Consider the following 23,598-nt stretch of genomic DNA (forward strand, 5'->3'; position numbering starts at 1 on the left):
TTGTATGCGGGCGAGGAAGATGCCATGCTCATTAGCAGGACCGCCCTGAAGACGGATACCGCCGTATCCGCCTGGATTACGAACGGCACAACGCCGCCCGCTGCCTTAGACCAGGCTTCGTTCCATTAACAACGAGAGGAACTGCCGGGTACGCGCCTCCCGGGGCTGACCGAATAGCTGATCCGGCGGCCCCTCCTCCACGATGACGCCGCCGTCGAGCAGCACGATTCGGTCCGCCACTTCGCGGGCGAACTTCATCTCGTGCGTGACGATCATCATCGTCCGCCCCTCTTCCGCCAGCTCGCGGATGACCTTCAGCACCTCGCGCACGAGCTCGGGATCGAGCGCCGACGTCGGCTCGTCGAACAGCAGCAGCTCCGGATCGATCGACATCGCCCTTGCGATCCCGACCCGCTGCTGCTGGCCGCCGGAGAGCTGATGCGGGTAAGCGTCCGCCCTGTCTTCCAATCCGACCTTCGCGAGCAGCTGCAGCGCCTTCGCCCGCGCTTCGTTCTTCGGCCGGCGCCGCACCGTGACTTGTCCTTCCATCACGTTCTGAAGCGCCGTGAAATGCGGAAACAAATGATAGGCCTGAAAGACCATCCCCGACTGGCGGCGCAGCGCGAGCACGTCCTTCTTCCGCGGCTTCTCGTTCGGCCGGAATTCTACCCGCGCCCTCCCGATCGTGACCGTGCCCGAGGTCGGAACCTCCAGCGCGTTCAAGCAGCGCAGCAGCGTCGATTTACCCGAGCCCGACGGCCCGATCACGACGAGGACCTGGCCTTGCTCCAGCGTCAGATCGATGCCGCGAAGCACGGACGTGCCGCCGAACGATTTGGTTAACTCGCGGACTTCGATCATACGTACGCAGCCTCCTCCCTTTCATGAACGGTTACAATGAAAGCCATGATCCCTCGTCATACCGTGGAATAACGGTCGAAATACCGTTCCAGCTGCCGCTGCAGCAGCGCCAGCACCGTGCAGAATATGAGATAGATCAGCGCGACCTCGCTGTAGATCAACAATGGCTTGTATACGGCCGCCGTGATCTGCTGCCCTTTCTGGAAGAGCTCCGTGACCGTCAGCGTCGCGGCCAGCGACGTGTCCTTCACCAGCGAGATGAACGAATTGGACAGCGGCGGCACGGAGACGCGCGCTGCCTGGGGCAGGATAATCCGTCGCAGCGCCTGGAGTCTCGTCTCCCCGAGCGAATAAGCCGCTTCCCATTGTCCTTTCGGAATCGACACGATCGACGCGCGAATGATCTCCGAGCCGTAAGCGCCGACGCTGAGCGAGAAGCCGATGACGGCGGCCGGGAACGCGTCGATCAGAATGCCGAGGCTCGGAAGCCCGTAGAAAATAATGAACAGCTGGACCAGCAGAGGCGTTCCGCGGATGATCCAGATATAGAAGCCCGCCGCCCATGCCAGCGGACGCAGATCCGACAGCCGCGCGAGGGCCGTCAGCATCGCCAGCACCAGCCCGAGCGCGAACGATATCAGCGTGAGCGGCACGGTAAACGCAATGCCCGCTTTCAGCAGCGGCAGGAATGAATCGGTGAATATATCCAGGTTCGTGGTTTCGCCCATGGTGTGCTACCCGCCTTCTTTACTTCGAGACATCCTCGCCGAAATAAGTGTTGGATATTTCCAAGTACCTGCCGTCCGCCTTCATATCCGCGAGCGCCTTGTTGACAGCATCGACGAGCTCCGTGCTTCCCTTGCGGAATAACATGCCGCTCTGCGACACGTTGTCCGTCTCCGCCACCACTTTGATCGGCACGTCGGGACGCGCCTTCTTCAAGTCCAGATAGGACAGCTTGTCGTTGATGGTCGCGTCGATCCGGCCCGACGTGAGCAGATCGATCGCTTGGTTGAACCCGTCGACCGCGACGAGCTGCGCGCCGTTCGCTTTGGCGATGTCGCCGAGATCGCTGGTGAGCGATTGACCGGACTTCTTGCCTTTCAGATCCGCCAGGCTCTTGATGGTCGAATTGTTCGCCTTCACGATCAGCACGGCCTTCGAGAGAATATAGGGCTCCGAGAAATCGTACTTTGCCTTCCGGTCGTCCCGGATCGTGACTTCGTTGGCGACCATGTCGAAGCGCTTCGCGTCCAGGCCGGCGAGCATGCCGTCCCATTTGGTCTCCATGAACGCAGCTTTGACTCCGAGCCGCTTGGCGACCTCTTGCGCGACGTCCACGTCGAATCCCGTGAGCTTGCCGCTCTTGTCGTGGAAGCTGAACGGCGCATAGGCGCCTTCCGTGCCGATCGTGATTTCGCCGGCCGACTTGATCGCCGCCAGCGCATCGCCGGAAGCGGAGCCCGTATTGCCGCCGCCGTTCGTATTGCCCGTGCCTGCGCCCGCATTGCTCCCGGCGTTATTGCCGGTATTCGCTTCATTGTCGTTATTCTTCGCGCCGCATGCCGTACCCGCGAGCAGAATCGCCGCGGACAGCATCGTGACGCCGATGCCTCGCTGCCAAGTGTGCATGGCAAATCCCTCCTTTTGGTCATGGCTAGTATGCCTGCTACTCCCTTGGTTTATCCCGCCAGTCCTGGCAGGCCGGCCCCGCCGATAACGCCGAAAAGCAGCATCGAATACACGGTCATCCGGTTAAAGATAATCGTTTATTCAATGCTGCCTTCGGCGGCGTTTATGAAGCTCTTAGATCTTTAAAGCACCCATCCCTTTGAACAGGAAAGGCATCGCTTTCTCGATATAGTCCTCCGCCGTAAGCGAGCTGTTCGATTGCCAGTCCAAGCAAGCGCCGTAAATTTGCCAGCTGAGAAGAACCGACCAGATCGGCGCTTGTTCCCTTTCCGATTCCGGGTCCTGCTTGACGATCAGGTGGTAGAACACCGTTTTCAGCTCTTCTTTGATCTTGTTTTCGGCCATCGGACGAATGGACTCGTAGCTTCTTTTGCAGGTTACGCTCAAGTCTTTCTGAAACTTGGCGATCGCGAGGAACACTTTGGCGACCGAGTCTTCGTCCAATTGGGCGTGACATTGCAGGCTGTCTCGGACGTTCTTGACGAGATAGTCGGTGAGGACGGCATCCAGCAATTCGTATTTATCCGCGAAATGCGCGTAAAACGTGGCCCGGTTCACGGTCGCGGCATCCGTAATGTCTTTGATCGAGGTGCTTTTGAAATCATTGCCATGCAGCAGCCCTTCGAAAGCATCGACGATCAGCTTCCTCGTCCGCATGATTCTCGGATCTACTTTCGCTTCCGTTTCCATCTTCCTGCTCCCCTTTCGAGTAGAACGACATTCCGTCAAGAACGTTGCCTAAGCCACAAAACTCGAAAACTAACGATTGTGTTCGGAATGACGATCGCATAAACTCGATTATACAACACCTGTTGCGTAAGCGAAAGGTGTAGAACACACAAGGGGGAAGGCAGTCATGGATGTTTTGATTTGGATTTTGCAAGGGTTATTGGCGGCGATGTTCGTCATGGCGGGTTTAGGAAAGGTATCCGGCGCGAAAGCGCAGAAAGATACATTCGAGCATTTGCGATTGCCGCAATGGTTCCGCGGGATAACCGGTATCGTCGAGCTTGCGGGCGCGGCGCTCTTGATCGCGGGATATTGGAATACGGATTATACGATGGCCGGAGCGCTCGTGATCGGCGTGACCGCAATCGGCGGAACGTTCGCCCACCTGCGGGCGAGAGACGGCATGAAGGAAACGTTCATGATCGTGCTGATGGGCATTATCGCGTTCGTCATCGTAGGTTTGATTTAACCGAGCGGCCTTTGCTTCATGATTCGATTGGAAAGCTGGGGACCATACTACTGGCATGACCGGACATTCCGTACACCAAGGAGGCAGTAACCATGGGAATCCTGGATAACAAAATCGCGCTCATAACGGGTACCGGCGGAGGGCTCGGACGCGAAGCGGCACTGACCTTCGCCCGGGAAGGCGCGAAAGTCGTCGGCAGCGATATCAACGTCGAGGCCAACAACGAGACGGTCGAGCTCGTGCGCGGCGCCGGAGGCGAAATGACGGGCATCGCGCCGATCGATCTGACCGACCACGAACAGGCCAGGAAGCTCGTCGAGGAGGCAGCCGTAGTCTACGGCGGGCTCGACGTGATCTATAATAACGCGGCTATTCAAAAATTCGGACCGATGCCTGATTTTTCGATCGAGGATTGGCGCAGGACCATCGCGGGCGAACTCGATATTCCGTTCTTCGTATCGAAATACGCGTGGCCGCATCTGGTCCAGCGCGGAGGCGGCGTCATCTTGAACGTCGCGTCGATCTCCGGCATGATCGCCGGAGAGATTCCTCCGATGGTCGGACATGCCGCGGCGAAAGGGGGCGTCATCGCCATGACCCGGCAGCTGGCTTTGGAAGGCGCGCCGCATGGCATTCGCGCGGTGGCGATCAGTCCCGGACCGTTCCTGACCCCGGCCAGCGACCGCGACTTGGGCGACAATCAAGCCATGCGCGAGGCGATTACGAAGAAGACGCTTCTCAAGCGCTTCGGTCAACCCGACGAGCTCGTGGAGCTCGCAGCATTCCTCGCTTCGGACCGCGCCGCTTACATCACGGGAGTCAATTACGCCGTCGACGGCGGAGCGACCGCTTGGTAAGGCCGTTTCGATTGCGCGGGAAATACGAATAACACCTTCAACGCAGCTCCCGCGCTTCCATGCGCGGAGACGGCTTGAAGGTGTTTTTTTGCGATTTCGAGCATAGCGAATTGTATTCTATAACGTGTATAAGTCAATGAACGGATGCTGACAACAACGAAAAGACGGTAGACATTCGAAAATGTCTACCGCCCCCTATCTTCATGTCAACGTTCTTCGGCAGAACCATTGACTCCCCTATGATCTCCATCCAGGGAGGCCGATTATACATGATTCGATCGTTTTCTTTACGGTGCCTACTGCGCGAGCCATTCGTCCAGAATGAGGCGAGCGACCGCGGCAAGCGTCTGAATCGTGATCTCGCCGTTGTCGAACACGTCGGCTGCCGCGACTGCGGACCAGTCTTCGTCCGTCGACGCGATGCCGAAATGCTTGATGAGCAGCATGAGGTCCTTGATGGTCACGCTCGTTTCACCCGGAATGAGCGTGATCAGCTTCGTCAGGAACGTCTGCACCGCCGCGTTCAAGGCGCTTGTCGCCTGATCGACCTGAGCCTGCGAAGGCTTGGTGCCGGCATTGACCGCGCCGGCGGCATCGATCGCGGCTTGCAGCGCCGCTTTCGCGCCGGCTGCGTACTTGCCGATCTTCGTGCCTTCGACGGCTGCATCATGCTTAGACTGCGCGGCGCTGATCGCCGCTGTCAGTGCAGTCCTGTCGGCAGGCGCGACGACGAGCTTGCCGTCGAACTCGCTCACCGCGGCCGCGAGCGCCGCCGCGGCATCGTTGATTTGCAGCTGCGTCGCGGACGCATTGCGGAGCACCGCCGAAGCGCTGTCGATCGCGGTTTGCAGCGCCGCTTTGGCCCCCGGCAGATATTGCCCGACGCCGGAACCCTCGACAGCCGCGTCATGCTTCGCTTGAGCGGCATCGATCGCCGTGCGGAGCGCATGGCTGTCGATGCTGATCGCGATGCTTAACGAAGCGGCCGTAACGTCGGCGGAGACCGTGACTTCGTCTTTCGTCAGCGACAAGGACAGCACGGAAAGCGCAGCCGAACCGACCGTCGCATCCGCCTTCACCTTGCCGTGCAGCTGCAAGAGGGCGCCGTCGGTCGAGATATCCTGGCTGCCGGTTTTGGCGAGCAGCAAGCGAACCTGCCCTAGCGCCGGCTTGACGGCGCTGCCGACTACGGCGATGCCGTCACGCAGCGACGCGTACGCGTTCTCGGCCAGGCTCAAATTGCCGTTCTCGTCCGCGGTCGTGGCGAATTCAAGGCGCGACGGATCGTAGCTGACCGTCAGATCGCCGACCGCGAACGCCTGATTCACGCCCGCGACGCCGATGGACGCGTCAATCGACTGGCCGGGCCCGGCCGTCGCTGGCGCTGACAGCGTGCCGGTCAGCTGCTCCGCGGCGGGCGGCGCGTCGGAAGAATAGGCGATCTTGATTTCCGTGGCGGATGCGCGCGACGAAGGGTCGGATTCATTTTGTCCGGCGGAAACGGCCACGAGCTTCACGTAACGGGCCGTCACGGGAGCGAAATCGTCCGTTCGCCATTGGCCGGCGGCGTTAGGCCATTCGCCCTCATAAGCCTTGGTCCAGCCGACGTTATCGGTGCTGACCCAGATCTCGTGGTTCATGATACGGCCGGTCCATTCGTAGTCGCCCAGAAAATAACGCAGCTCCGAAACGCCGTCATACGCCGCGCCTAAGTCGATGACGAGCGATTGCGGCATCGATTCCGTCGTGCTGGTCGCCCACTTCGTATATATATTGTCGTCGATGGCGTTGGCAGGCCCTTCGTTCCAGCCGCCGCCGGTTTCGCTGGACGCCCAAGCCGCGGCGCCCGTCAAGTCGATGTCCGTTACGCCGCTGTCCTGCGCCGCGAACGCGCTCGCGCTGAATAAGGAAGCAGCCAATGCGATGCTTACCAGTCCGAGCATCGTTCGTTTGAGTGGTTTCCCGTAGGTCTTCATTCCTTCCGTACTCGCTCCTTGTATTGAATTTGCCTGCTCGAATGCGTCGTATCCAGGCATGGCCGATGCGAAAAAGCGGTTGCGGCCCGTGCCCGCGTTCATCGTGTTCAAGCGTCCTCGGGCAGTCGTCGTTGGTGGAACTCCCGGATTCCGATTGACGGTTCCGGGTCACTCCGACAAACAAAGAAGCATACTGGCGCCGATCCCCTCCTTCCATGACGAATATCGACTGCGGCCATCCGGCGGGTGCCCGTCCTTCCCATCATAGCGCTGCATATAAGCCTTTACAGCAGTCAATCATCAGCTTTTTAACGGGCAATACTACGATTTGTATCACTAACGCCGTAGAACGCATCACTTTGTATCTGAAAACTCAAAAAAATGCGATAACTCCCGGATGCAAGTATAGGGATATCCGTGGCGTCTTGTTTGCTTCCGCGGCAGCAAAAAGGCCGTCGGATTGACCGACAGCCTGCGTTAACTCTTCATCTATTCTTGAACTTGTTCATCTAATATAGAACTTCTTCATCTGTTCTCGAACTTCTTCATCTATTCTTCTTCATTGTTCCCGAACAGCCGTTGACGATTTTATTCGGCTGCCGGCGCGTCGTTGAGATCGGCCGGCGCAGGGTGCGCCTTCAGGTAAGCGACGGCGTTATCGACGGCTTCCTTGGCTTGCGCAAGCGTCAGTTCGGCCTTCGGCTCGAAGCTGCCTTCGGCATTCAATTTCACGATGCCGTATTTGAGCGCGCGTTGGATGGCGCCGGAATTGACGACGTCGATTTGGTCCGCGTCCTTGATGTCCGTCGGGACGATGTTGATCATCGGCAGCTTGCCGGCCTTCTCCATGGCTTGCACGAGCAGCGTCGTAAACGTCTCGCGCGTCAACGCGGCATTCGAATCGGTGTCCGCGGTCAGTGCCGGCGTTACGCCTGTCGCGTCCGCGATCAATTTCACGCCTTGCGAGACGGTTACTTTGCCGTTCTCGTCGGCCGATACAGCGTGGGCGTTTAAGTATTCGAGGGCATTATAGATCTCTTCGGCCGCTTCCGAACGGGCGATAATCGATTTTGGATTCACTTTTCCGTCCTTCCCTAGTTGAAGGATGCCGTAGTTCAGCGCCCGCATGATCGAACCGGAATAGTCGACGTTGATTTGGTCTTGATCGGCGATCTCGACGACGACAGGTTTGATCATCGGCAGCTTGCCGGTTACCTCGATCGCGTGAATCAGCTCATGCGTGAATTCCTCCCGGGTCAACAGCTGATTCGGATTCAGCTCTCTTGGAAGGTCGAGTCCGTTGACCGCCGCAACGATCAGCGCGTTCGCGTACCAGGCATCGTCCTTCGCATTGGGGAAATAATCCGATGCCTTAGGTTCCTTCACGAATCGGACCAAATCCAAGTTCAGGTTTAATGCGTTCACGATCAGTTGAATGCCTTGCGCCTCCGTCATGATGGAGCGCGGCGCGAAGTGATCGGCCGAGATCCCTTGAATCAGACCCCGCTGCTGCAGGGATACGATTTTATCTTTTGCCGCATCGTTACCCAGGTCCTTAAATTCCGAAGCTGCCGCGAAGCTTTGTCCCGCGAAAGCGAACATCATTGCCGCCGTTGCCGTCATGGTCACCATCTTGAATGTTTTCTTCATTCCGTTCACCTCATGCAGTCGATTTTGTTCGTTCACATGGTAGACGGGCTTTGGATAAATAAGGTTACAGCGCGAAGGTCTTATTTAGTATGAATCTATTGTAAACGAGACATCCGTGAATACCGGAAAATGAAAAAGAGCCGACTCCGGCACTTTACCGAAGTCAGCTGCAGATAATTGGATGGATCCCCATTCATTTAGAATGTTTTTGCGATTTCGCGCGCTTTGTGGATCGTCTTGTCTTTGATGGTCTGCGCTTGATCGGAGGCCGCGGCCATGCCTTCCACGAAGATGCCTTCCAGGGAAGGAACGCCGAGGAATTTCATGACGACGTTCAGGTGCCGATGCCCCATCTCGAAGGCGGCAAAGTCCGATCCTGGCGACAGTACGCTCCCGCTTGCTTGAATATGAACCGCTTTTTTACGGTCCAGTAGTCCGACTGGCCCTTTGCCAGGTACATATTGAAACGTTTTGCCGGCTACGCAGACGGCATCGATGTAAGCCTTCAACACGGGCGGGAACGAGAAGTTCCAGATCGGATTCACGAAAACGTATTTATCGGCTTCCACGAATTGATCGACAAGCTCGTTCAAACGGGCCAATTTGGCTTGTTCCGCGGCGGACAACGGCTTGCCTTCTCCCGCGTTCTTCCAACCGTTCAGCACATCGGCATCGATTTCCGGAATGTCCGAGTTATACAGATCAAGATGAACGACTTCATCGTTCGGGTTAACTTTACGGTACGTCTCGATAAATGCAGCCCCGACGGACATGCTGTATGAAGTCTCCTGATTGTTCGGATGGGCCGTTATATACAGCACTTTTTCCGGCGCTTTGCTCTTGTCGCCACCGAATATTTTTTTAAGAAATGATACCATGAGAGATGACTCCTTTAGGACTTAAAATGTTCTTGCCAAATTCCAAGCTTGTTGAATGGCGTTTTCTTTGATTTGGCGCGCTTGATCCGAAGCAGCGGCCATGCCTTCTACGAAGATGGCTTCAAAGGTCGGAATGCCGATGAATTTCATGATGACGTCCAAATGGCGATGCCCGATTTCCATTTCCGCGTAAGCGGAGCCCGGAGATAGTACGCTTCCGCTCGCTTGAATATGGACGGCTTTTTTGGTGTCCAGCAAGCCGATAGGGCCTTTTTCCGTATATTTGAACGTTTTGCCCGCCACGCAGATCGCATCGATGTAAGCTTTCAGGACCGGAGGATACGAGAAGTTCCACGTTGGGTTCACGAACACGTATTTGTCCGCTGCGACGAATTGATCCACCAGCTCGCCTAGGCGAGCGACTTTGGCTTGTTCCGCGCTCGTCAGTTGATCGAACCCTGTGCCGGATCCGAGCTTGCCCCAGGCGCTGAATACGTCGGCATCGAGGCGGGGAATATCCATCTTGAACAGGTCAAGATGGACGATTTCGTCGTTCGGATTGGCTGCCGAGTAAGCCTCGAGAAATTGTTTGCCGACCGTCAGGCTGTAGGAAGCTTCAGTATCGTTCGGGTGTGCGGTGATATACAAAACAGTAGACATAATGATGATCCTTCTTTCGTGTTTTATTCGGCATTTCTATTTAATAGTTAGTTATATAAATATAATACCGTTAAGTAAAGTTTCTTACTTTTTGTATGTTAATATATTTCGGGTTCGTTCGTCAACCAAAATTTTTTTGGTCCTTTTCACCCGTTGCGACGGAGAATAGCGTTAGAAACGCAAAAAGACGGCAAGGCGCCGGACGCCCTGCCGTCTGTAGTAGAAAAAGCTTATTCAGTCGTTCTGGTCGTTCTATGCGTTCCGGTCATCGCAGCTTCGTTAGTGTTCTCTACATGCGACAGCTTAGCGGAGGAAAAGGTTAACGTGTTCCGCGAAAGCATCCGCATGCTGAAAGAGAAAACCGTGTCCGGAATCCGGGTACAGGATTAGCTGCGCGTTCGGAATTTGTTTATACAGCAAAAACGAATTAAAGGTAGGCGCCATCAAATCCCGGCTGCCGTTCGCCACCAGCACGCGCTGCGGGATATCCTTCAGCCGCTCGAACACCGAATTCTTCTTCCAGCTGCCGAGCGCGCTTCCTTGCGCCTGGATCGACGCCGCCTTGACCAGGGGACTTCGATCCACTTGACGCTCCTGCAGCCGCGACCAGTACTGCCGTCCTGCGGCTTGGCTCGATTCCGAGTCTTCGAAGAAGAGATACAGGAAGTCTTCCTCCGTGTTCACCGGCTTGACGGCAACCTGAAAGGCTTCCGCAACGGTAGGTTCGTCTTCCTTGCCCGCTCCCGAAGTACCGGCCAGCACGAGATTCCTCACGAGTCCGGGTCGCTCCACCGTCAGCTGCTGCGCCACGAGTCCGCCCATCGAGAAGCCGAGAAGATCGACCTGCTCCAATTCCAGCGCATCGATGAACGCCGCGGCGCCATTCGCCATGCCGGCGATGAGATCATGCGCTTCTCCCGTCGAGAGGCCGACACCGGCATTATCGAAGTAGATGACCGTCCGATCGGCCGCGAGCGCGTTGACGAGCGCCGGATCCCAATCGTCCATCGTCCCGCGAAAACGGTTCAACAACACGAGGGGAACTCGGGAGGGCTTCCCTAATTTCCGATACGCATATCGCACGCCTCCTGCTTCCACGTAAGCGTTCGGTACCGTCTGGGCTGTTGCGTCTATCGTTTTCATTATTTGTCTCTCCTTTGGCATAGTTAGATGTGACCCTTCAGGACGAACATACTGATTCGCTAGCGATTGAACGGTTTCGACTCCATTAACCATTAAAAGTTCGTTTCGTAGCCACTATAGCATATATGAGAACGATCGGTAAAGAATAATAATCGACCATTTTTTTCTGCCCGACGAACCGGTTTAGTATGCGATACTCTACCCTCGGTTATCCGTCCATCCGCTGCAGGCTTATGATTCCGCGCACCGATTACCATCTTGTCCTCTTGGGCTGCGTCTAAAATAAAGGCCTGCGATTACGGTTCCCGAATCGGCTGACGGCCGTTTCCATGTGATACCAATGCTGCCAGCGGCCTCTACATGCAGGAATGAATGCCCAGCTTATTGGACATCCTGAACGGAAGCATGAAGAAGGAGGAGGTCATCGCGGTATGCCACAGCAGCAGCAGCAGGGTCAAGATCAGGATCAGAATCTCGCCGATCGGATTATGGAACGGCTTGGCGTTTCCCCGGACGTGGTGCATCGCCATCTTCGTTCGGAGGCCGGGTTCGAGGTTTCCTGCCTGTTCCTGACGTCGATCGCCGATCAGAAGCTCGTGGACGAAACGATCATCCGCCCGATCCTTCATGCCGCGCGCATGCCGGCTGCAGATTCCGCCTCATTCGAACCTTTCTCCTGGCTGACGGCGACTATTTTCCATGGGCAAATGAAGGAAAAGGACGGCTTGGAGGCTTGCATCGGGGCGATTCTGGACGGCCACTGCCTGATCATTCTTCCGGGGAAGCAGCAAGCGCTCGCGATGGATGTGTGCAAACGCGAGCAGCGCAGCGTGGAAGAGCCCGCTACGGAATCGACGATCAGGGGCCCGCGGGAAGGATTCGTGGAGGACTTGATCCGCAACCTCTCCCTCGTTCGCAAGCGCGTGAAGAGCGATAAGCTGGTCTTCGAGTCCATGGTCATCGGGAGCGAAACGAAAACGATGGTTTGCCTCGCCTATATGCGGGGCATTGCCGCGACGGAGCTGGTGGACGAATTCCGCAGGCGGCTGCAAGCGATCGACACGGACAGCATTCTGGAGAGCGCCTACATCGAGGAATGGATCCAGGACAAGACGCTGACGCCGTTCCCGCAATTAATCGCGACCGAGAGGCCGGATGCCATCGCCGCGAAGCTGCTGGAAGGACAAGTGGCGGTCATTACGGACGGCACGCCGATCGCGCTGGCGGGACCGACGACGTTCTTCCAGTCGTTCGCCGCTCCCGAAGACTACTACCAGCGCGCCGACGTCGCGACGCTCCTGCGTTGGCTGCGCATGGCCGCTTTCCTGCTCGCCATATTCGTTCCGGCGCTGTACATCTCCATCGTCAGCTTCCACCCGGAATTGCTTCCGCCTCTGCTGCTTGCCAACTTGGCCGCGCAGCGGGAAGGCGTACCTTTCCCTGCGTTCATCGAAGCAACGCTGATGATGGTTACGTTCGAGGTGCTGCGGGAGGCAGGCCTTCGCATGCCGAGAATAGCCGGGCAGACGATCTCGATCGTAGGCGCGCTCGTACTCGGGCAAGCCGCGGTTGAAGCGGGAATCGTCTCCGCGGCCATGGTCATCGTGGTCTCGATTACCGCGATCTCGAACTTCGTATCGCCAACGTACAGCTTCGGCATCGCGCAGCGGATCGTCCAATTCTTCTTCATGACGCTCGCCGGCGTGCTGGGACTGTTCGGGCTCATGTGCGGGGTGTTCTTCCTGATGATCCATCTTGCTTCCCTCCGTTCCTTCGGGGTCCGGTACTTCGCGCCGTTCGCGCCCGTCATCCTGTCCGATTGGAAGGATACGTTCGTACGCGCCCCGAGGAAGATGCTGAAGCGCCGGCCGAAGTTGTTTCAGCCGGAAAAGTCCGGGAGGTGACCTGCCCGTGAAAGGACTTCTCGTCTTCTGTTTGCTTCTGCTCTGCACGGGATGTTGGGATATGAAAGACATTAACGAGCTGGCGATGGTAGATATGGCCTCCGTGGACATCGTCCCGGGAACAAACCGGCTCGTCGCTTATTACCAGGTCATCAACCCGACCGGCAGCGCCTCCCGGCAGACCGGACCCGCCAAAGCGTCCGTCTACACGTATTACGTCTCGGAAGAGAGCCCGGGCCGGTTCAACGAAGAGACGCGCAAGATCATGTCCCGAATGCTGTTCACGCAGCATATCCAATGCTATGTATTCACGGAGAGGTTCGCAAGAACGGGCATGGTCGACCTCTTCAATTATCTCGAATTGAATCCCGATCGGCGTACGAACGTCTATGTCGTCGTTACCGACGCGCCGATTCGCAACATCATGGAGAGCTTCACGCCGCTTGACCGGGTACCCGGGCGCAATCTTCGCATGCTGATGGACCTGCAGGCGAAATCGGCAGGTTTCACCCGTAAACTAACCCAAGTCAAGGACATCGTGGCGGGAATTCCGCTGAGCCGGCCGACGGTCATTCCGATGCTTCATTACCATGGCAAGCGTCCCGCTTCCCTATCTGACCGGGTCGAATATATCCAAGCGTCGGATCCCGGCTTCGAAATATCCGACGGCGCGGTATTCGTTCATGCGAAAATGGTCGGGAAGATCGATCAAAGCATGAAGAAGCTGTATTTTGTCCTGAACGGCGATGCCCGCAAGGGCGTCGAAAGCATCGTCGTCAACGGCTCCATCGTGGACTTGGAGTTAAGGGATATCAAGGTCAAACGAAAATGGGGACCTTCGCGGCTCCGCATCACGGTCCATGTCAAGCTTCGGGGCTTATTCAACGAACAGAAGAAGCACCTCTCGGGCCGGAATCTAAACGAAATCGAACGGTCGTTCAACGAAGCCTACAAGAAAAAGGCCGAGGAATTCATCCGGTTCGGGCGGGAGAAGGATTGGGATCTTCTCGGAATCGGAGACGTCAAGCAAGGACGCGGAAGATGGCGGGACTTCGACGTGTCGATCGAAGTGAAGTCCATGGCCGTCCTGATCGGCAATACGAGGACGCCTTACCAATAAGGAGAGATAGCATGGAAAAGGCCTTACAATTAAGCGGATGGCAATTATTCGGCATGACGAGCGCGTTCGTCGCGGGGACGACGTTTATCCTGCTGCCCGTCGGACTCATTTCCTCGGCAAGTCAGCTCGCATGGCTCGTCCAGCTGTGGAGCGTATTGTTCGGCTTGGCCGTGGGAGGGTTCTGGCTGTACGTCGCAAGCCGGTACCCCGGCCTGTCCCTGGTCGAAATATCCAGGCGTGCGCTGGGCAAGCATGTCGGAGGCTTCGTCTCCCTCTGTTATATCGTGTTCTTCATCCAGATCTCAGCCTGGGTAACGCGAAACATGAGCGACTTCATGCAGATCAACCTGATGCCGAAGACGCCGCTTAGCGTATTTAATATTTTGGCACTGCTCGTATGCGCTTATGCGGTAATCAAAGGCATCGATACGATCTCGCTGGTGAGCGTCGTTCTCATCCCCTTGCTGACCATCGCGTATTGGACGCCGTTTACCGTCATGCTGAGGGAATGGAATTGGAATCATTTCGATTATCCCGTCAACTTCGACTTCTGGCCGACGCTCGCGGAGACCAAATACGCGCTCGGGTTTCCGTTCATGGAGACCGTCGCGTTCATGATGGCATTCCCGCTCGTGCGCACGAGGCTGAAAACGGCCTTTTTGGGCGGAATCCTGTTCATGGGCTTCCAGATCTCGCTGTCGATCTTCTTTACCGTCGGCATTCTCGGCGTCTATCGGAGCTCGCACTTGACCTATCCGATCTATAACATCTTCCGCGAGATGCAATTCTCCACTTTCCTGGAGCACCTGGAAGCCATCGTCTCCGTTACCGCCCTGATGCTCGTGTTCGTGAAGCTGAGCGTGCTGTTCTATTGCGCCGTATCGTCGATCTGCCAGCTGTTCGCGATCGAGAATCGCGCCATCGTCGCTTATCCGCTCGTCTGGGTTATCTCGGCCTACGCCTTGTTGTTTGCCAATATCGTCGATAACGAGGAGTGGGTTCAACATTATTTGTTCATCTACTACGTTCCGTTCGGGATCGGTTTCCCCCTTCTGTTCCTGATCGCGTCCTGGTTTCGCCGCCGGTCCGATTCGACCAAGGAGGCGACGGCATGATATGGCTGCTGCTGCTGTACGCGGTATTTCTCGTCGTGGGCTTCCTAATTATGAAATCAGGGCAAGCCGGGCTTGCAGGCAGGAAGGAAAAAGCGTTGTTCGCGACGATCACGTCGATCGGATGCGTCTTGTGGCTGAGCCTGCTGCTTCAAAGGCCGCTCGATCTCAACAAAGCGATCGGCATGGCCATTGATTTCTTCTTTTGACCCCCGTATCTGCAAGCACGTTTTCTTATAACCCGTTTGGATGGAGACGATTCCGTCCAAACGGGTTTTTCGCGTGCGACCCCGCCCTGCCCTGCCCTGCCCATCCCTGCTCTGCTCTGCCCTGTCCTGGCTAATCCGATCGTCGGGTCTTGGTCTCGACGCCGTATAAGAGCAGCATGACCGTCCCGATCAATAGGACCGCGGCAAACACGCCGAATATCGAGGCATAACCGATGTCCGCCTGGACCAGGACGCCGACGAGGTACGGCGCAGCCACGCTGCCGAGCCGGCCGAAGCCGGCCGCGAAGCCGGATCCCGCGGCCCGGATGGCGGCCGGATAGTTCTCGGGCGTATACGCGTACAACGCCCCCCATGCCCCCAAATTCGAAAAGGAGAGCAGCGCCCCCGTGACCAGCAACACCGCGGTGCTGTCGCTCGACCCGAAGCCCAGCGCCATCGCGCCGGAGAAGACGAGAAATACGGCCAGCGTCGCCTTGCGGCCCCATTTCTCCACGAGATAGGAAGCGACGAAATAACCAGGCAGCTGAGCGAGCGTCATGATCAGTACGTAGCGGAAGCTTTGAATCATGGAGAAGCCTTTGTCGACCAATACGGAGGGCAGCCACAGGAACATGCCGTAATAGGAGAACGCGATGGCGAACCAAACCGCCCACAGCGCGATCGTTTCCCGCTTATAGGAGGTAAACAGCTCGCGGATGCGGATCCGCCGTTCCTGCTTCTGCCGACGGAACTGCGGCGACTCCTTCACTTCGCGGCGAATCCAGAACGCCAGCAGGATCGGCAGCGCGCCGACGGCAACCGCGATGCGCCAGCCATACGGAGGAATGACGAAATACGCGAGAACGGCGGCCAGGATCCAGCCGACGGCCCAGAAGCTTTCCAGCAGGACGACCGTCCGGCCTCTCGCTTCGGGCGGCGAGAATTCGCTGACAAGCGTAGAAGCTACCGGCAGCTCGGCCCCCAGTCCGACGCCCATCAAGAACCGGAGCAGGAGCATGAGGACGAACCCGCTCGCGAAGGCGCTGCCGAAGCTGAACGCGCCGAACACGACCAGCGTGAGCAAGAAAACGGGCCGCCGGCCGAAACGATCGGCGAGATAGCCGCCTAACACCGCGCCGATGGCCATGCCGACCAGATTCACGGTACCGAGCAAGCCGGCCTCCCGCGCAGACAGTCCCCATTCTTTTCGAAGCGCGACCAGGATGAAGGACAGCAAACCGACGTCCATGGCATCGAACATCCAGCCGAAGCCGGCAGCCCAGAACACCTTGCGCAGCTCGCGTTTGGAACCGGCCGCGGCGGCATTGATTTGACTCATAGAATGACTCCTTTTGCGAACTTAGTGGATAAGTTGGCAGGTAACGGTTGTTATGTTGAGTGTTCCTTATCTGTCATTCGCTTATCCGTATCGCGCAAATAACCCTCCCCTGCCATCAAGGTCGCAGATGGCAAGGAAGGGTTGCATTATTGGATCAAGACCGCTCGGCGGAATTAATTCGGCTGCTGTACGCGAACGAGAATCCTTCCTCGCGCTTCGCCTCGCAATAGAATGGGAAGCACGTCCGGGAGCTGATGAAGCGCCACTTCTTGTTGAACGAATCGTTCGAGTCTTGCCGGTTTAAAATCGGCGGCCAACCGATTCCACGTTTTCAACCGAGTTTCCATCGGACAATCCACCGAATCGATGCCAAGTAAATTGACGCCTCTTAGAATAAACGGAAAGACTGTCGTCGATAGTTTCGTCCCTGCCGTCAACCCGCTGGCTGCTGCCGATCCCCCGTAATGAAGCTGAGATAAGACGGCCGCAAGCGTATCTCCTCCTACCGAATCGACGGCGGCGGCCCATCTTTTCTTGCCCAGCGTTTTCGATTTCCCTGCGGACAGTTCTTCTCGCGAAATAATCGCCGCGGCCCCGAGGTTTCTCAAATAATCATGTTCGGCCGCTTTGCCGGTGCTTGCTTCGACCTCATAGCCGAGCGAAGAGAGAATCGAGATCGCGAAGCTGCCTACCCCTCCGGTCGCTCCCGTCACCAGAAGCTTTCCTTTACCGGGCGTAATGCCGTTATCCTCGAGCCGCTGAACGGACAATGCAGCCGTGAAGCCGGCCGTTCCGATAATCATGGCTTCTCTTACAGTCAGTCCCTCGGGCAGAGGGACGATCCACTCCGCGGGTATACGAGCATACTCGCTATAACCTCCAAAATGGGATACGCCGATTCCGTAGCTGGTCGCGATCACCTCGTCGCCGGGTTGAAACCGAACATCCGAAGACGTAACCACCACGCCAGCCAAATCGATGCCGGGAATGAACGGATAGGTCGTCACGATATTGCCGTCGGCGATCGAAGCAAGGCTGTCTTTATAATTCACGCTCGAATATTCGGTGCGAATCAGGACTTCTCCCTCCGGCAAGTCTTGCAGCGTAACTTGTCGAAGCTGCAGCGAAACCTCGTCGGCTTGTTTATCGATCACGAGTGCATGGAATGGCTCGTTCATCGTTGCGGTCTCCTTTCGCGTGCCATCGTTACTTTATTGTTACTTTTTCGACACTCTTTTGTAACGACCTCCTACCCGCGTCCAAGGTAAGATGAGCTTGTAAACAACAACGTCCCTTCGGCCGGTCACTAAATATTGTAAAGTAAATCACTGCAACATATCAACGCCGCTTACGTCGATAAGGGTGAAACACATTTCATGGAGCGGACACGATCCGACACAACGAGGAGGAAATTCAAATGAATTTATATACGTCTGCCAAAAAAACGGCGATTGCAACGGTGACTGCGGGAACGCTGGTCTTATCCGTCGCCGGAGCTCTCCCATCCTACGCCGCATCCACTACGGCTGCTCCTGCCGCTGCTCCCGTGGACGCGCATATGAAAGCTTTCCAAACGCTGATGAGCTTTTACAAGCCGGCTCTTCAAGGCCAGTTCCCGAATTTCCACGGCTTCACGATCGGCTCGACCTCGCATGAGACGGTCATCAAAGCCATCGGCAAAGCGGAATCCCCGGCCAAGGATGCCGACGGCTTCGACGTCTATCATGCCGAAATGGGACATCCCGGCTACGCGCTCAACTACAAGCTCGACAAAATACGCGAAATGCGCTACTTCGGCACGAGCGTCGAGCGCCAGACGAATCTTGGCGGCATCTCCCTTCGCATGATTGTCCAGCACTGGGGTGCCCCGAATCAATCCGTCCTCATTAAAGCAGGCAAAACCGTACAAAAGAAACTCACCTACGTTCGCGGCAAATATCAGCTTGAGTTCATCTTCAACAACACAAGCGGCTTGGATCTGGATCATATTAATCTCGTTAATAAAACGATCAAATAACGAAATACGAGCTCATTCTTCCCGAAGCGACCTTAAAACGGTCGCTTTTTTAATGCGGTTAATTACATATGACCCGCATGCAACATTCCCCATATTATATTGTGCAAAATATAATTGACCGATATACAATATCGATATATACTTCATAGTATGTTTAATATGTAGTGCACAACATAATTTTAGACAACATACATGAAGGGATGAATGCATATGTCCATTTACGATTTCGAAGTCAGAACGGTTAGAGGCGAGGCCAAATCGCTCCGCGAATATGAAGGCAAAGTGCTGCTGATCGTCAACACGGCCAGCAATTGCATGTTCGCCTCCCAATACAAAGAGCTCCAAGAGCTTTATGCCAAGTACAAGCCCGAAGGACTGGAAATATTAGGATTCCCCACGAACCAATTCGGCAGCGGAGAAAAACGCACGAACGAAGATATCCATAGCTTCTGCGAAATCAACTTCGGCGTCTCCTTCCCGCTCTTCGAGAAAACCGAAGTGAACGGCGACAACGCCCATCCGTTGTTCCGGCATTTGAAGAAAGCCGCGCCCGGCGTGCTCGGCTCGAAGTCGATCAAATGGAACTTCACCAAGTTTCTCGTCGATCGCAGCGGTAACGTGCTGAAACGCTTCGGGTCCGCCGAGAAGCCGTCGGACATGGAGAAAGTCGTAGCCGATTTGCTTTAAGCCGGTCTCGCGCCAAAAAGGAGCAATCGCGATAGATTCCCTCTGCTGCCGATTGCTCCTTGTTGGCGTGATGAGCGAAGATTGGCGAAACTCGCGACAAAAAGCAAAAAGAGAGGCAAACGTCGCCTCTCTCTTAGCCTCAGCCGCATCGTGCATACCGCTCTTAATCGCGCCCAGATAATAGCTGCGCTTCCTTCAGCAGCCCTTGGACGGCCGACAGCGTCTGAACGTAATTCTCCTCCGATTTGCAAAGCGCTACGAACAAATTTCGCGATACGTCCTTCATCTGCGCTTCCAAAGCCGCGCCTTTGTCCGTCAAGCCGATCTCCACTTTCCGTTCGTCGTCGATCGAGCGTTTGCGGGTAATGAGCTCCGCCTCCTGCAGTCGTTTCAATAAAGGCGTTAACGTACCGGTATCGAGCAGCAGCTTGTCCCCTAATGCCGTTACCGTCGTATTCCTATGCTTCCATAACACGACCAAGACGAGGTATTGCGGATACGTCAGGTCGAATTTGTCCAAGATCGGGCGATACAGCCGCGTGATTTCACGGGAGGCTGCGTAGACGGAGAAACAAAGCATATTTTCGAGATCCATGTCCATTGCCGCTGGATGCCTCCTAGCTTGTAGTCGAATATCATCCTTCCATTATATATCCTCCCCATTATATTTTGCACGATTAAGTTTGCATAAACCATTTACCAGACTAAAAACAAATTCGACAAAAGAAATGACGACTCGCCCCTGTAGATCGACGTACTTTTTAACCGAAATCTTATAAACTTCTGTTATTCCTAAAACACGCATGCTTTACGATACGACTAAAAGGAGAATTAGACCTTACACATGAAAAAAAGAGAGTCCAACATGCAGTCCGTTTTCGAAGCCCACATTTCGCGCATCGTCATCACAAGTACGAAGAAGCAAGCGATCGAAAAAGCAGCTTACGAGCTGAACCCGTCCAACCTTCCGCTAGAATGGCTGACCTTGAGAAACGAGCAAGGCGAGTCAAAGGAGTTTCGGGTGAGCCAGGTGAATCTGCTGGAATGGCAGGATGCGGAATTCACGGAAACCTGTCATCAATTCAAGGTGCTCGGGCGAATCGTCTTATCCATATGCCCGCGGCAAACTGCGTCCGATCATGGCGAGACTGGGCTTGGTACCTACAGGATTCCCCGGTCCTCCGTATACGATAAACCTGTTCTCGTTCTTTCGGAAGGCATGAATCACTACTTTCTGACGGTGCTGCAGCAGGAGATGAGATGGGAAGCCCCGATGATCAACGTCGTCAATCCCTTAAGCAAGCTGGCCTAGCAGCGATATCAAACTCACCAAGGGAGATGGAAGGATGAGAACGATCTACGAAAATTACAGAGGGTTTAAAGTTTTCCAGCAGACGAACAGCTACGTTGCGATCCCTAACAAGACGGACGATGACAATCAGGACATTATGTTCCGCCAATGGCAGCTCATCGAGGTCTTGAATACGATCGATGCTTATATTGAAAACTAACGATTAACGAGTAGAGGTTAACTGCAAATAAGCAACCCGAGCCCGGTTATCCGCCGGACCAGGGTTGCTTATTTGTTTTGTTCAGAAACCGGCCTTTTCAGAACGGTTTAAACACCATCAGCAGAAGCGAGAACAAGGCGGCGAGGTTCGCGATGCCTTCGAGCACGGCGGATCGCCGGCGCAGCAGTTTATACGCATCAGGCAGCGCATCGTCCCGCGTCAGCTGCAGCACGCCGAGCTGCTTCTTGATGCCCGCGGGAACCATGACCGCCAATATCGCCAGTATAATCGCGAAAACAACGATGGAGACCACATACCAGCCCTCGCCGAATAGATAGGTTTCCATGAAGCCGAGCGCAAGTCCCGTAAGCAGAAGCAGGCTGCCGCCGAGCTTCGGCAGAATCGCGAGTTTCTCCAGCAGGCCGAGCGCGAATCTGGCCTGGCTCGCCGTGCGGGCGCCGCTCATGATGATCGGATAGCTTATCACTGCGGCGAGGGCAATGATTGCCGAGAGAATATGAATGAAGAGCAGGTACGTGTACATGAATGACTCCCCCCAGCCTAAGCTTCAACCGGAATTCGATAAGCGAGGCCGACCCTTTTTCTCGAATAAGGTCCTCCGAGCTCCATATGGTTCAGCATGCATGTCACCACATCCTCATAAGCAACGTTCAGATCCTGAAACCGACCGAACAAGTAACCGGCTACATCGGCCTCCGAATATTCCTTCACCGCCTCCGGAATCGTCAGGGGCAAGGCGTCCGTTGTCACATGGAGTTGAGCCGACGCAGGAAGCCCGATCGAATCCGTCATCGTTCCCGGACACATCATGGACCAATCGAGCTCGGACCGCAGCAGCCGGTCATAATTCCGGTTGTGATTCTTGTATTCGGGCGGGAAACCGGGCAAATCGTTGCCGATGAGAGCCGTGTAAGGAATGTCGAGCAGGCCGGCTCCCCCCATCACCCATATCCTGCCGGAGAAATCCGGGTTGCGTTCGCACTGGCTTATAATGGCGTTCACGAGCTGAACGAACGCCTCTCCTTGACCGGCATGGCCGGCAGCGATAATAGCGGCGTCTTGATGGGAGAGCGCCTCGCCGACGCTTGCCGGGTTAAGGATATCGTCCACGATCACCTTCGCAGGTTTTGCGGAACGATCGCCTTGCTGTTCATAGAATTTGTCGGCATTGCGCACGAATGCCGTCATTTCATGTCCCATGTTCATGCCTAGCTCCAACGCTCTTCTCCCTGTATTGCCCGTTGCTCCGAAGACAATAATGTTCATTATTTGTTCCTCCTTTTAAGTGCTCCCTCTGGAATGACTCCATCGTAGCATCGCATCGGAATCTTGATAAGAACGCACTTTAATGTAAGGGGCTTACTTAAAAGTAAGCTTTGGCACAGCCATGGGATTGCCGGCCGTACAACGAGAAAAAGCTGCCCGGTCTCGACCCTCGGCAGCTTTTGTTAGACGCGCTTATATTTATGTCCATCCGATATGAAGCGGCTTATGAAGCAGCTTACGAAGCAGGTGCTTCATATTTCTTCTTGTTATGGTTTTCTCCCCAGGCGCACATGACTTCTGCTACCGGAATCAAGGTTTTGCCGTATTCGCTCAGCGAATATTCGACTTTCGGCGGAACGGTGGGGTAGACCTTTCGATCGATGATGCCCTCATGTTCCAAGTCCCGCAGATGCTGGGATAGCATTTTTTGCGAAACATCGGGTATGTGCTTCTCCAAATCGTTGAATCGCTTATTGGATTCGATTAATTGCCATAAAATCATCGGTTTCCATTTGCCGCCGAGAACTTGGATGATCGTCTCCACCGGACATTCGCGCTGATGATTCATTGAAAACCATCTCCTAACCGTTAAGGAAGTTCATTGCCTCCAAGCATTTGCTTAACAAAATTTTACAGGTCTTTGGCACCCCGGTCAACCCGAGCTTTTTCATTCATTCATGCAGGCATGCATTCAAAACCCAAGTCAGCCGTTTCCCTGCTACTCTTCGCGGTCCTCCGTGATAATATGGCCCGGAACGGGCTCGAACGGAATGAAACCGGCGATCTCGCGCGTCCGCCAATCGATCCGTCGGTTCCGTCCGGCAAGCAGCACGTTGCGCGCCTCGGATGCTCGTTCCGCGGGCAGCATGAAGGCCGAGACGCAGGAGAACGCTTCGCGGAGCGTCGCGTACAAAGCCCCGATTTGCCGATCGCCGTGCCCTTTGCCCGTCACGTTCAACACGATCATCCCATCGGCTTCGAGCTTGCTTGCCGCCATCGCGAAGAATCGGTCCGTCGCAAGATGCCGGGGCAGGCCGCTGTCGGTGAAGGCATCCATGACGATCGCGTCGTACGTCTCCGCTTCCTCGCTCTCCAATATCCGGCGTCCGTCGCCGATCGCGACGGACGCCCCGGAACAGCCGAAATAGCGTTCGCTCGCGCGGACGATTCGTTCGTCGATCTCCGCCGTCTTGAAGCGCGCGCCCCGGCAGTGCCCGGCGATCGTTCCGATCCCGTGTCCGATCTGAAACACGCGCTCCAGCCGCGGACGGTTATGCGTCAGGAGGTGAACGATCGCCAGCGGATATTCGAACACGACCCGCTGCGGATCGTCCAAATCCATTACTCCCTGCACGGCCGCATCCGAGAATTGCAGCACCCGAAAATTCCCCTTTTCTCCGTAAAGCTCGTTCACATCCCCCACGACGAATCCGTCGCGGCCCTCTTCGGCTGCCGCTTCATACAGCACGCGCATGGCGTACGCTCCCTTCTTCTCAT

At 55.8% G+C, this 23,598-nt stretch carries 26 protein-coding genes; 10 read left to right on the forward strand and 16 right to left on the reverse strand.

Annotated features, from left to right (window positions below):
* Positions 1–105: 105 nt before the first annotated feature.
* From GT003_RS16155 to GT003_RS16170, 4 genes are all read right to left on the reverse strand, one after another.
* On the reverse strand, positions 106–861 hold the full coding sequence (locus GT003_RS16155; RefSeq protein WP_161699567.1) for an amino acid ABC transporter ATP-binding protein: 756 nt from the start codon (positions 859–861) through the stop codon (positions 106–108).
* A 56-nt stretch (positions 862–917) separates the two neighbouring features.
* Positions 918–1,589 (reverse strand): amino acid ABC transporter permease, encoded by a 672-nt coding sequence (locus GT003_RS16160; protein ID WP_161699569.1) that lies wholly within the window; start codon positions 1,587–1,589, stop codon positions 918–920.
* A gap of 19 nt (positions 1,590–1,608) precedes the next feature.
* A complete protein-coding gene (locus GT003_RS16165; protein ID WP_420831454.1) occupies positions 1,609–2,493 on the reverse strand; it encodes an amino acid ABC transporter substrate-binding protein in 885 nt (294 codons plus the stop codon).
* Between the two features lie 174 nt (positions 2,494–2,667).
* Positions 2,668–3,243 carry a TetR/AcrR family transcriptional regulator gene (locus tag GT003_RS16170; RefSeq protein WP_161699571.1) on the reverse strand — a complete coding sequence of 192 codons (576 nt, stop codon included), beginning with the start codon at positions 3,241–3,243 and terminating at the stop codon, positions 2,668–2,670.
* Positions 3,244–3,409: 166 nt separating this feature from the next.
* Between GT003_RS16170 and GT003_RS16175 the strand changes: the two genes are divergently transcribed.
* Entirely contained in the window at positions 3,410–3,751 is a 342-nt protein-coding gene (locus tag GT003_RS16175; protein WP_161699573.1) for a DoxX family protein, read from the forward strand.
* A 92-nt stretch (positions 3,752–3,843) separates the two neighbouring features.
* Positions 3,844–4,608: an SDR family NAD(P)-dependent oxidoreductase gene (locus GT003_RS16180; RefSeq protein WP_161699575.1), complete on the forward strand. Its 765-nt coding sequence runs from the start codon at positions 3,844–3,846 to the stop codon at positions 4,606–4,608.
* A gap of 296 nt (positions 4,609–4,904) precedes the next feature.
* Here the strand turns inward: GT003_RS16180 and GT003_RS16185 are convergent, their stop codons facing one another.
* From GT003_RS16185 to GT003_RS16205, 5 genes are all read right to left on the reverse strand, one after another.
* Positions 4,905–6,584, reverse strand: coding sequence for a discoidin domain-containing protein (locus GT003_RS16185; protein ID WP_161699578.1), 1,680 nt, complete (start codon positions 6,582–6,584; stop codon positions 4,905–4,907).
* A gap of 588 nt (positions 6,585–7,172) precedes the next feature.
* Positions 7,173–8,234 (reverse strand): S-layer homology domain-containing protein, encoded by a 1,062-nt coding sequence (locus GT003_RS16190; protein WP_161699580.1) that lies wholly within the window; start codon positions 8,232–8,234, stop codon positions 7,173–7,175.
* A gap of 197 nt (positions 8,235–8,431) precedes the next feature.
* A complete protein-coding gene (locus GT003_RS16195) occupies positions 8,432–9,112 on the reverse strand; it encodes an NAD(P)H-dependent oxidoreductase (protein WP_161699582.1) in 681 nt (226 codons plus the stop codon).
* A gap of 21 nt (positions 9,113–9,133) precedes the next feature.
* Positions 9,134–9,772 (reverse strand): FMN-dependent NADH-azoreductase, encoded by a 639-nt coding sequence (locus GT003_RS16200; RefSeq protein WP_161699584.1) that lies wholly within the window; start codon positions 9,770–9,772, stop codon positions 9,134–9,136.
* Positions 9,773–10,075: 303 nt separating this feature from the next.
* A complete protein-coding gene (locus tag GT003_RS16205; RefSeq protein ID WP_239565891.1) occupies positions 10,076–10,915 on the reverse strand; it encodes an alpha/beta fold hydrolase in 840 nt (279 codons plus the stop codon).
* Between the two features lie 431 nt (positions 10,916–11,346).
* On the opposite strand from GT003_RS16205, the gene GT003_RS16210 reads away from it, so the two are divergent.
* The 4 genes from GT003_RS16210 (at position 11,347) to GT003_RS16225 (ending at position 15,260) form a co-directional block, all read left to right on the forward strand.
* Positions 11,347–12,819 (forward strand): spore germination protein, encoded by a 1,473-nt coding sequence (locus tag GT003_RS16210; protein ID WP_161699588.1) that lies wholly within the window; start codon positions 11,347–11,349, stop codon positions 12,817–12,819.
* Positions 12,820–12,880: 61 nt separating this feature from the next.
* A complete protein-coding gene (locus tag GT003_RS16215; protein ID WP_161699590.1) occupies positions 12,881–13,939 on the forward strand; it encodes a Ger(x)C family spore germination protein in 1,059 nt (352 codons plus the stop codon).
* Positions 13,940–13,950: 11 nt separating this feature from the next.
* Positions 13,951–15,054, forward strand: a complete 1,104-nt coding sequence (locus GT003_RS16220; protein ID WP_161699592.1) for a GerAB/ArcD/ProY family transporter — start codon at positions 13,951–13,953, stop codon at positions 15,052–15,054.
* Positions 15,051–15,260, forward strand: coding sequence for a hypothetical protein (locus GT003_RS16225; protein ID WP_161699595.1), 210 nt, complete (start codon positions 15,051–15,053; stop codon positions 15,258–15,260). Before GT003_RS16220 ends, GT003_RS16225 begins: the two co-directional genes overlap by 4 nt.
* 130 nt (positions 15,261–15,390) lie before the next feature.
* Here GT003_RS16225 and GT003_RS16230 read toward each other — a convergent pair whose 3' ends face one another.
* Both GT003_RS16230 and GT003_RS16235 read right to left on the reverse strand, forming a co-directional pair.
* A complete protein-coding gene (locus GT003_RS16230) occupies positions 15,391–16,599 on the reverse strand; it encodes an MFS transporter (RefSeq protein ID WP_161699597.1) in 1,209 nt (402 codons plus the stop codon).
* Positions 16,600–16,772: 173 nt separating this feature from the next.
* A complete protein-coding gene (locus tag GT003_RS16235) occupies positions 16,773–17,777 on the reverse strand; it encodes an acrylyl-CoA reductase family protein (RefSeq protein ID WP_161699599.1) in 1,005 nt (334 codons plus the stop codon).
* A gap of 239 nt (positions 17,778–18,016) precedes the next feature.
* Between GT003_RS16235 and GT003_RS16240 the strand changes: the two genes are divergently transcribed.
* Complete coding sequence (locus tag GT003_RS16240) at positions 18,017–18,616, forward strand: YjgB family protein (RefSeq protein ID WP_161699601.1); 600 nt, start codon at positions 18,017–18,019, stop codon at positions 18,614–18,616.
* 210 nt (positions 18,617–18,826) lie between these two features.
* Positions 18,827–19,303 (forward strand): glutathione peroxidase, encoded by a 477-nt coding sequence (locus GT003_RS16245; protein ID WP_161699603.1) that lies wholly within the window; start codon positions 18,827–18,829, stop codon positions 19,301–19,303.
* Positions 19,304–19,466: 163 nt separating this feature from the next.
* Here the strand turns inward: GT003_RS16245 and GT003_RS16250 are convergent, their stop codons facing one another.
* Complete coding sequence (locus GT003_RS16250) at positions 19,467–19,904, reverse strand: MarR family winged helix-turn-helix transcriptional regulator (RefSeq protein ID WP_161699605.1); 438 nt, start codon at positions 19,902–19,904, stop codon at positions 19,467–19,469.
* A 243-nt stretch (positions 19,905–20,147) separates the two neighbouring features.
* Between GT003_RS16250 and GT003_RS16255 the strand changes: the two genes are divergently transcribed.
* Together GT003_RS16255 and GT003_RS16260 are read left to right on the forward strand one after the other, a co-directional pair.
* Complete coding sequence (locus GT003_RS16255) at positions 20,148–20,615, forward strand: hypothetical protein (RefSeq protein ID WP_161699607.1); 468 nt, start codon at positions 20,148–20,150, stop codon at positions 20,613–20,615.
* 34 nt (positions 20,616–20,649) lie between these two features.
* Positions 20,650–20,814 (forward strand): hypothetical protein, encoded by a 165-nt coding sequence (locus GT003_RS16260; protein ID WP_161699609.1) that lies wholly within the window; start codon positions 20,650–20,652, stop codon positions 20,812–20,814.
* Between the two features lie 97 nt (positions 20,815–20,911).
* On the opposite strand, the gene GT003_RS16265 is transcribed toward GT003_RS16260, so the two are convergent.
* The 4 genes from GT003_RS16265 to GT003_RS16280 form a co-directional block, all read right to left on the reverse strand.
* Positions 20,912–21,358: a DUF2269 family protein gene (locus GT003_RS16265; protein WP_161699611.1), complete on the reverse strand. Its 447-nt coding sequence runs from the start codon at positions 21,356–21,358 to the stop codon at positions 20,912–20,914.
* Positions 21,359–21,375: 17 nt separating this feature from the next.
* Positions 21,376–22,101, reverse strand: coding sequence for an NAD(P)-dependent oxidoreductase (locus tag GT003_RS16270; RefSeq protein ID WP_161699613.1), 726 nt, complete (start codon positions 22,099–22,101; stop codon positions 21,376–21,378).
* A gap of 235 nt (positions 22,102–22,336) precedes the next feature.
* Entirely contained in the window at positions 22,337–22,669 is a 333-nt protein-coding gene (locus GT003_RS16275) for a winged helix-turn-helix transcriptional regulator (protein WP_161699615.1), read from the reverse strand.
* Positions 22,670–22,819: 150 nt separating this feature from the next.
* Positions 22,820–23,575 (reverse strand): spermidine synthase, encoded by a 756-nt coding sequence (locus tag GT003_RS16280; RefSeq protein ID WP_161699617.1) that lies wholly within the window; start codon positions 23,573–23,575, stop codon positions 22,820–22,822.
* Positions 23,576–23,598: the final 23 nt, after the last annotated feature.

The sequence above is a fragment of the Paenibacillus sacheonensis genome, assembly GCF_009909195.1.
GTDB classification, from domain to species: Bacteria; Bacillota; Bacilli; order Paenibacillales; family Paenibacillaceae; genus Paenibacillus_Z; species Paenibacillus_Z sacheonensis.

Bases quoted from the DNA above. Each gene is read 5' to 3' on its own strand.
- GT003_RS16155 (WP_161699567.1), bottom strand. From the start codon at position 861: ATGATCGAAGTCCGCGAGTTAACCAAATCGTTCGGCGGCACGTCCGTG.
- GT003_RS16160 (WP_161699569.1), bottom strand. From the start codon at position 1,589: ATGGGCGAAACCACGAACCTGGATATATTCACCGATTCATTCCTGCCG.
- GT003_RS16165 (WP_420831454.1), bottom strand. From the start codon at position 2,493: ATGCACACTTGGCAGCGAGGCATCGGCGTCACGATGCTGTCCGCGGCG.
- GT003_RS16170 (WP_161699571.1), bottom strand. From the start codon at position 3,243: ATGGAAACGGAAGCGAAAGTAGATCCGAGAATCATGCGGACGAGGAAG.
- GT003_RS16175 (WP_161699573.1), top strand. From the start codon at position 3,410: ATGGATGTTTTGATTTGGATTTTGCAAGGGTTATTGGCGGCGATGTTC.
- GT003_RS16180 (WP_161699575.1), top strand. From the start codon at position 3,844: ATGGGAATCCTGGATAACAAAATCGCGCTCATAACGGGTACCGGCGGA.
- GT003_RS16185 (WP_161699578.1), bottom strand. From the start codon at position 6,584: ATGAAGACCTACGGGAAACCACTCAAACGAACGATGCTCGGACTGGTA.
- GT003_RS16190 (WP_161699580.1), bottom strand. From the start codon at position 8,234: ATGAAGAAAACATTCAAGATGGTGACCATGACGGCAACGGCGGCAATG.
- GT003_RS16195 (WP_161699582.1), bottom strand. From the start codon at position 9,112: ATGGTATCATTTCTTAAAAAAATATTCGGTGGCGACAAGAGCAAAGCG.
- GT003_RS16200 (WP_161699584.1), bottom strand. From the start codon at position 9,772: ATGTCTACTGTTTTGTATATCACCGCACACCCGAACGATACTGAAGCT.
- GT003_RS16205 (WP_239565891.1), bottom strand. From the start codon at position 10,915: ATGAAAACGATAGACGCAACAGCCCAGACGGTACCGAACGCTTACGTG.
- GT003_RS16210 (WP_161699588.1), top strand. From the start codon at position 11,347: ATGCCACAGCAGCAGCAGCAGGGTCAAGATCAGGATCAGAATCTCGCC.
- GT003_RS16215 (WP_161699590.1), top strand. From the start codon at position 12,881: ATGAAAGACATTAACGAGCTGGCGATGGTAGATATGGCCTCCGTGGAC.
- GT003_RS16220 (WP_161699592.1), top strand. From the start codon at position 13,951: ATGGAAAAGGCCTTACAATTAAGCGGATGGCAATTATTCGGCATGACG.
- GT003_RS16225 (WP_161699595.1), top strand. From the start codon at position 15,051: ATGATATGGCTGCTGCTGCTGTACGCGGTATTTCTCGTCGTGGGCTTC.
- GT003_RS16230 (WP_161699597.1), bottom strand. From the start codon at position 16,599: ATGAGTCAAATCAATGCCGCCGCGGCCGGTTCCAAACGCGAGCTGCGC.
- GT003_RS16235 (WP_161699599.1), bottom strand. From the start codon at position 17,777: ATGAACGAGCCATTCCATGCACTCGTGATCGATAAACAAGCCGACGAG.
- GT003_RS16240 (WP_161699601.1), top strand. From the start codon at position 18,017: ATGAATTTATATACGTCTGCCAAAAAAACGGCGATTGCAACGGTGACT.
- GT003_RS16245 (WP_161699603.1), top strand. From the start codon at position 18,827: ATGTCCATTTACGATTTCGAAGTCAGAACGGTTAGAGGCGAGGCCAAA.
- GT003_RS16250 (WP_161699605.1), bottom strand. From the start codon at position 19,904: ATGGACATGGATCTCGAAAATATGCTTTGTTTCTCCGTCTACGCAGCC.
- GT003_RS16255 (WP_161699607.1), top strand. From the start codon at position 20,148: ATGAAAAAAAGAGAGTCCAACATGCAGTCCGTTTTCGAAGCCCACATT.
- GT003_RS16260 (WP_161699609.1), top strand. From the start codon at position 20,650: ATGAGAACGATCTACGAAAATTACAGAGGGTTTAAAGTTTTCCAGCAG.
- GT003_RS16265 (WP_161699611.1), bottom strand. From the start codon at position 21,358: ATGTACACGTACCTGCTCTTCATTCATATTCTCTCGGCAATCATTGCC.
- GT003_RS16270 (WP_161699613.1), bottom strand. From the start codon at position 22,101: ATGAACATTATTGTCTTCGGAGCAACGGGCAATACAGGGAGAAGAGCG.
- GT003_RS16275 (WP_161699615.1), bottom strand. From the start codon at position 22,669: ATGAATCATCAGCGCGAATGTCCGGTGGAGACGATCATCCAAGTTCTC.
- GT003_RS16280 (WP_161699617.1), bottom strand. From the start codon at position 23,575: ATGCGCGTGCTGTATGAAGCGGCAGCCGAAGAGGGCCGCGACGGATTC.